At 67.3% G+C, this 6,102-nt stretch carries 7 protein-coding genes; 5 read left to right on the top strand and 2 right to left on the bottom strand.

Going from position 1 to position 6,102, the window contains the following annotated elements; translation table 11 throughout:
- The coding region (locus AC5P7E_RS20475) for a hypothetical protein (RefSeq protein ID WP_495213715.1) at positions 1 to 395 on the top strand (395 nt) is incomplete at its 5' end.
- A 144-nt stretch (positions 396 to 539) separates the two neighbouring features.
- Here AC5P7E_RS20475 and AC5P7E_RS20470 read toward each other — a convergent pair.
- Complete coding sequence (locus tag AC5P7E_RS20470) at positions 540 to 1,424, bottom strand: energy transducer TonB family protein (protein WP_049459282.1); 885 nt, start codon at positions 1,422 to 1,424, stop codon at positions 540 to 542.
- A complete protein-coding gene (gene gshB, locus AC5P7E_RS20465; RefSeq protein ID WP_005410718.1) occupies positions 1,424 to 2,371 on the bottom strand; it encodes a glutathione synthase in 948 nt (315 codons plus the stop codon). Before gshB ends, AC5P7E_RS20470 begins: the two co-directional genes overlap by 1 nt.
- Before the next feature lie 240 nt (positions 2,372 to 2,611).
- Between gshB and pilG the strand changes: the two genes are divergently transcribed.
- The 4 genes from pilG to AC5P7E_RS20445 are packed head-to-tail and all read left to right on the top strand — an operon-like array spanning position 2,612 to position 6,002.
- Positions 2,612 to 3,013 carry a twitching motility response regulator PilG gene (gene pilG, locus AC5P7E_RS20460; RefSeq protein ID WP_005418455.1) on the top strand — a complete coding sequence of 134 codons (402 nt, stop codon included), beginning with the start codon at positions 2,612 to 2,614 and terminating at the stop codon, positions 3,011 to 3,013.
- Positions 3,014 to 3,031: 18 nt separating this feature from the next.
- A complete protein-coding gene (locus tag AC5P7E_RS20455; protein ID WP_005410717.1) occupies positions 3,032 to 3,394 on the top strand; it encodes a response regulator in 363 nt (120 codons plus the stop codon).
- Entirely contained in the window at positions 3,394 to 3,924 is a 531-nt protein-coding gene (locus AC5P7E_RS20450; protein ID WP_005410716.1) for a chemotaxis protein CheW, read from the top strand. Before AC5P7E_RS20455 ends, AC5P7E_RS20450 begins: the two co-directional genes overlap by 1 nt.
- 41 nt (positions 3,925 to 3,965) lie before the next feature.
- Positions 3,966 to 6,002: a methyl-accepting chemotaxis protein gene (locus AC5P7E_RS20445; protein WP_005410715.1), complete on the top strand. Its 2,037-nt coding sequence runs from the start codon at positions 3,966 to 3,968 to the stop codon at positions 6,000 to 6,002.
- The last annotated feature ends 100 nt before the right edge of the window (positions 6,003 to 6,102 follow it).

Genomic DNA, 6,102 nt, shown 5'->3' with positions numbered 1-6,102 from the left:
TCCAGCAACTGTTCGGGCGGATCAAGGGAGATTCCGGCGTGGGCGCCAAGCTACATGGCGATCGTCGAGATCCAGGCTCGTACGGCGGCCCACGCCGGCTCTCGACACCTACGCTGACAGATTTTCATCAGATAAGGCTCGATCGCGCCATCCATGGCGCTCACGCCCCTGCGCAGCCCACCCGCCCGGCCTTTGACAGTTTCCGTGTGCGTCCGCCACGGAAAATCAAAAAGAAAATCAAAATCAGAAGCGGGTCGCTTCGCTCGCATCCACGCATGGCGTGGATGTGTGTCGACCAAGGTCGACACCTACCAAAAGCGATGATGCGCCGCGATCTGTCGGAGGTGGGGCGGTGTCGGGTGGCGGGGTATCCGCGGCATGGATGCCGCGGCTAAGCCTACAGGGACGTACTTGCGGCGTCCCCGCCGCCCGACACCGCCCCGCCAAGCCCAGCATCCTGACCGCTGCTGTTGACGTTGATTTTGACGTTGCTCCAGCCTTGCAGCGGGTCCCGGGCCGCAGGCCCGGGCACCAAAACCCTATCGGTCGTCGTGCAGGGTGCCGCCCGGCAGGAACACCCACGTACGGGTGACCTGCAGGATGTCGATTTCGTCTTCAGTCTTCGGCAATGGCGGGAACGGCTGGGCCAGCTGCACCACCCGCAGGGCGGCCTCATCCAGCAGCGGCGTCCCGCTCGAACGCAGGATCCGGCTGCTCTCCACGCTGCCGTCGCGGCGCACGCCCACGCTGATCACTACCTGGCCGCCGAGGCGGCGCTGCCGCGCCTCATCCGGGTAATTCAGGTTGCCTACCTTCTCGGCACGGTCGACCCAGGCGCGCAGGTAATTGGCATAAGCATACTCACGCGTGCTGGCCGACACGAACTTGCGGTTCGGGCGCTTGGCGTACTGCGCCGAGCGCAGATGTACTTCGGCAGCCAGCCGCGCCATCTCCACGTCGCGCTGTTCGCGTGCGCTCAAGGGCGCATCCGGTTCGGGCTGATCCGGCGTGGGGCGGGACTGCGCCTGCGCCACCACCTCTTCGCCATTGCGGCTGCTGACCACCCGTGCCTGTGGCGGCGGAACCGGCGCGGCCGATTGCTGCTGCTGTGGAACCGGGCTGATTCCGGACTGGGCCTGCGGCACGATGCCGGCCTGGCTGTCGCGCGGACGCTGTGCGCGGTCGTGCTCGCCACCGCCTTCCTGATTGGCCGCGGCCAGGAAATCGGCCTGCTTCGGGGTCAGCGCGGTGCGGGTCTGGCTGAAAATGACTTCCAGTGTCGGCACCAGCGGCGCATCGCCCTTCACGGCGAAGCCCACGCCCAGGATCAGCAGGGCGTGGACCAGCACCGACAGCGCGATGGTCGCCCCCAGCCGTTGCGCTTCGCGCGGCGGCGGGGGCAGGACGGCAGGTGCGGCAGACATCAGCGCAGGCCGGCCTCGAGTGCGTCGAACAGGGTGCCAGCGATGTTCAGGCCGTACTGCGCGTCCAGTTCGCGCACGCAGGTCGGGCTGGTCACGTTGACCTCGGTCAGGTAATCGCCGATCACGTCCAGGCCGACGAAGCGCATGCCGCGGCGCTTCATCTCCGGGCCGACCTGGGCGGCGATCCAGCGGTCGCGCTCGCTCAGCGGGCGGCCTTCGCCGCGGCCGCCGGCGGCCAGGTTGCCGCGGAATTCATCGCCCTGCGGGATGCGCGCCAGGCAGTAGTCCACCGGTTCGCCATCGACCAGCAGGATGCGCTTGTCACCGGCGGTGATGTCCGGAATGAACTTCTGGGCCAGCGCCAGCTTGCGGCCGCCGTCGGTCAGGGTTTCCAGGATCACGTTCAGATTCGGATCGCCCTGGCCGCTGCGGAAGATCGAGCGGCCGCCCATGCCGTCCAGCGGCTTCAGCACGGCCTGGCCGTGCTCCAGCGCAAAGGCCTTCAAGACCTTCGCGTCGCGGCTGACCAGGGTCGGCGGGCAGCACTGCGGGAACAGCAGCGCGGCCAGTTTCTCGTTGTAGTCGCGCAGGCCCTGCGGGTTGTTGACCACGCAGGCGCCGGCCGCTGCGGCCACGTCCAGCACCTGGGTGTCGTAGATGTATTCGGCGTCGACCGGCGGGTCCTTGCGCATCAGCACGATCTGGCCAGGGCCGAACTCGGTGCGGCTGAACGCGCCCAGCTCATACCAGCCGGCCGGGTCGTCGCGCACCTGCAGCGGCGCGGTCTGGGCCACCGCTACGCCACCCTCCAGGGCCAGGCCGCCCGGGCGCACGTAGTGCAGGGCATGGCCGCGGCGCTGGGCTTCCAGCAGCATGGCGAAGGTGGTGTCCTTGGCGATCTTGATGTGGGCGATGGGATCCATCACCACGATGACGTTCAACGGCATGGGCGCACCTGTCAGGCAAGGCGTTGATGGTAGCGGCAACGCCGCTCGCGCGCCTCCCCGCCGTCCTGCAACGCAGCGTCCGCCCGGCGGTCGCGCACGCATTGCGAAACCCGTCACGTTCAGGAGGGTGCCATGCCCCGCGCCATGGGGCGGCCTTGAAGCGGGCGCGGAAAGTGCGATATAGATACGCTTTCGTAGCGGCCCCCGCCAGAGATCGGGCCGTGCGCTTGGGGATAGGCAATGACTGAAAACACGACTGCGGGCGGGGAACTCGCAGGACTCCGGGTGATGGTCATCGATGATTCGAAGACCATCCGCAGGACTGCGGAAACGCTGCTCAAGCGCGAAGGCTGCGAGGTGGTCACCGCCACCGACGGCTTCGAAGCGCTTGCGAAGATCGCAGACCAGCAGCCGCAGATCATCTTCGTCGACATCATGATGCCGCGCCTGGACGGGTACCAGACCTGTGCGCTGATCAAGGGCAACCAGCTGTTCAAGGCGACCCCGGTCATCATGCTCTCGTCCAAGGATGGCCTGTTCGACAAGGCGCGGGGACGCATCGTCGGCTCGGAGCAGTACCTGACGAAGCCTTTCACGCGTGAAGAACTGCTGGGTGCCATCCGCACATACGTCAACGCCTGACCAGGGGGGAAAGGCACAATGGCTCGTATCGTTCTGATCGAGGATTCACCGACCGACCGCGCGGTGTTCACCCAGTGGCTGCGCCGTGCCGGCCACGAGGTGCTGGAGGCGGACAATGCCGAGGATGGACTGCAGCTGGTCCGCGACCAGGTGCCGCAGCTGGTGCTGATGGACGTGGTACTGCCCGGCATGAGCGGCTTCCAGGCCACCCGCGCGATGGCCCGTGATGCGGCGATCAAGCACATCCCGGTGATCATCGTCAGCACCAAGGCGATGGAAACCGACAAGGCCTGGGGCCTGCGCCAGGGCGCGGCCGATTACATCGTCAAGCCGCCGCGCGAGGATGAACTGATCGCGCGGATCAACGAACTGGTGGCCTGATGCGCTCGCCCTTCGACATTCTCGAAGCCTACGAACGGCGCAGCCTGGCCCATGCGGTGCAGCTGCCCGAGCGGCAGTTCGCCCAGGACCTCTGGCGTGGCGTGGGTTACCGCGTCGGCCAGCGCCGGCTGGTGTCCGATTTCCGCGAAGTGGTTGAAATCGTGCCGATGCCGCCGGTGACCCCGGTGCCGTGCGCGCAGCCGTGGCTGCTGGGCGTGGGCAATCTGCGCGGTAACCTGTTCCCGGTGGTCGACCTGAAGTACTTCCTGGAAGGCACGCGTACCGTGCAGCAGGAAGGCCAGCGCGTGCTGATCATGCGCCAGGCCGGCGGCGACGTCGCCCTGACCATCGATGAACTGTTCGGCCAGCGCAGCTTTGAACTGGACCAGCAGATCGCGGCCGGCACGCTGGCCGAAGGGCGCTACGGCCACTTCGTCGATCGCGCCTTCCACGCCGACGGCCACGACTGGGGCGTGTTCTCCCTCTCGCTGCTGTCGCGTACCCCTGAATTCCGGCAAGCCGCGGCCTGAGGCCGGGCATCGCCCCCTGCATTGAAGATCGAGGTTGAACGATGAGTACTGCTTCGGACGCCACCAAGACCGGCAAGCTGCGGCTGGGCGGCAGCAACCTCTGGCTGTTCCTGCTGCTGGCATCGATGATCCTGTTCGGTGTCAACACCGGCGTCGCCACCTGGCAGGGCAGTCGCCTGGCCGATGCCGGTTCCAAGGCGGCCGACCTGCAGGTGCTGTCGCAGCAGCTGGCCAACCAGGGCCGTGACGCGGTGGGCGGCAACGCGCAGGCGTTCACCGCTTTCAAGGCGACCCGCAACGCGATCGAACAGAACGTGTCGACACTGCAGGGGCGCTACGGCAAGGAGCCGGGCGTGTCCGGTGCCATCGCCACCCTGGGCGAGACCTGGGCGCCGCTGGGCAAGCAGGCCGGGCAGCTGGTCGCCAGTGAACCGGCGGTGCTGGCGCTGGCTGGCAACGCCAACAACTTCACCGGTGCGGTGCCGGGCCTGCAGGCCCAGCTGAACGAGCTGGTGCGTGCGATGTCGGCCTCCGGCGCGCCGTCGTCGCAGGTGTACAGCGCCCTGCAGCAGGTGGTGGTGGCCGGCTCCATGGCCCGTCGCGTGACCGAAATGCGCGCCGGTGGCAGCGCCGCAGCGACGTCCGGCGATGCACTGGCACGCGACATCACCGTGTTCTCGCAGGTGCTCGACGGCCTGCGCAACGGCAACGAGGAACTGGGTATCACCGCCGTGCGCGGTGCCGCCGCCGTCGCCGCACTGGAGCAGTCGCAGCAGAAGTGGGAAGCGATGAAGCAGGACGCTGACGCGATCCTGGCCAGCTCGCGCCAGCTGTTCGCGGCGCAGTCCGCCGCCACCGCGCTGGGCCAGGGTTCGGCCCACATGCTGGATGACAGCCGCAAGCTGTTCGACGCGTTCTCCTCGTTCGGCTCGGTGTCTGACACCCGCCTATTCCCGAACTTCTGGATCGGTGTGGTGTCCGGTGCGCTGTCGCTGATCGCGATCATCGGCTTCGTTTCCACCAACGTGCGCAGCCGCTCGCGCGAGCAGGAACTGCGTTACCAGACCCAGGTGGAATTCAACAGCCGCAACCAGCAGGCGATCATGCGGCTGCTGGACGAAATCTCCTCGCTGGGTGAGGGCGACCTGACGGTGAAGGCCTCGGTGACCGAGGACATGACCGGCGCCATCGCCGACGCGATCAATTACGCCGTCGACGAGCTGCGCCACCTGGTGACCACCATCAACGACACCTCGGCCAAGGTCGCGCTGTCCACCCAGGAAACCCAGGCCACCGCCATGCAGCTGGCAGAGGCGGCGGGCCACCAGGCCAACCAGATCACCTCGGCGTCGGACCGCATCGGCGAAATCGCGGCGAGCATCGAACAGGTGTCGCGCAACTCGGCCGAGTCGGCCGACGTGGCACAACGTTCGGTGGTGATCGCCGCCGAAGGTGCCGGCGTGGTGCGCGAGACCATCCAGGGCATGGACCAGATCCGTGACCAGATCCAGGAAACCTCCAAGCGCATCAAGCGCCTGGGTGAGTCGTCGCAGGAAATCGGCTCGATCGTGGAACTGATCAACGACATTTCCGAACAGACCAACATCCTGGCGTTGAACGCAGCGGTCCAGGCGGCCTCGGCAGGTGAAGCGGGCCGCGGTTTCGCGGTCGTGGCCGACGAAGTGCAGCGCCTGGCAGAACGTACCTCCGGCGCGACCCGACGCATCGAGAACCTGGTGCAGGCCATTCAGGCCGATACCAACGAAGCGGTCACCTCGATGGAACAGACCACCGCCGAAGTGGTGTCCGGTGCACGCCTGGCCGAGGATGCCGGCACCGCGCTGACCGAGATCGAGCGCGTGTCCAATGCACTGAACACCCTCATCAAGAACATCTCCATCGCCGCCCAGCAGCAGTCGGCTGCGGCCTCGGACATCACCCGCACCATGGGCGTGATCCGGCAGATCACCGGCCAGACCTCGCAGGGTGCCGGGCAGACCGCCGAATCGATCGGCCACCTCGCGCAGCTGGCGGCCGACCTGCGTCGTTCGGTCGCCGACTTCAAGCTGCCGGCGTGACGCGGGCAGGGCGGCGAGCAAGGAACCAGTCGATGAAGCATTTCCATTCCCCACGCCAGAACTCGCGCGGCTTCCGCGCGGCGGCGAACGGAGCGCGTCC

The organism is Stenotrophomonas sp. YJH_SMC_25, assembly GCF_059369595.1.
This window is presented reverse-complemented; position numbering and strand designations above follow the sequence as displayed.

Excerpts from the sequence above, each read along its gene's own strand:
- pilG (WP_005418455.1), top strand. The coding sequence starts at position 2,612 with ATGACTGAAAACACGACTGCGGGCGGGGAACTCGCAGGACTCCGGGTG.
- AC5P7E_RS20445 (WP_005410715.1), top strand. The coding sequence starts at position 3,966 with ATGAGTACTGCTTCGGACGCCACCAAGACCGGCAAGCTGCGGCTGGGC.
- AC5P7E_RS20470 (WP_049459282.1), bottom strand. The coding sequence starts at position 1,424 with ATGTCTGCCGCACCTGCCGTCCTGCCCCCGCCGCCGCGCGAAGCGCAA.
- AC5P7E_RS20450 (WP_005410716.1), top strand. The coding sequence starts at position 3,394 with ATGCGCTCGCCCTTCGACATTCTCGAAGCCTACGAACGGCGCAGCCTG.
- gshB (WP_005410718.1), bottom strand. The coding sequence starts at position 2,371 with ATGCCGTTGAACGTCATCGTGGTGATGGATCCCATCGCCCACATCAAG.
- AC5P7E_RS20455 (WP_005410717.1), top strand. The coding sequence starts at position 3,032 with ATGGCTCGTATCGTTCTGATCGAGGATTCACCGACCGACCGCGCGGTG.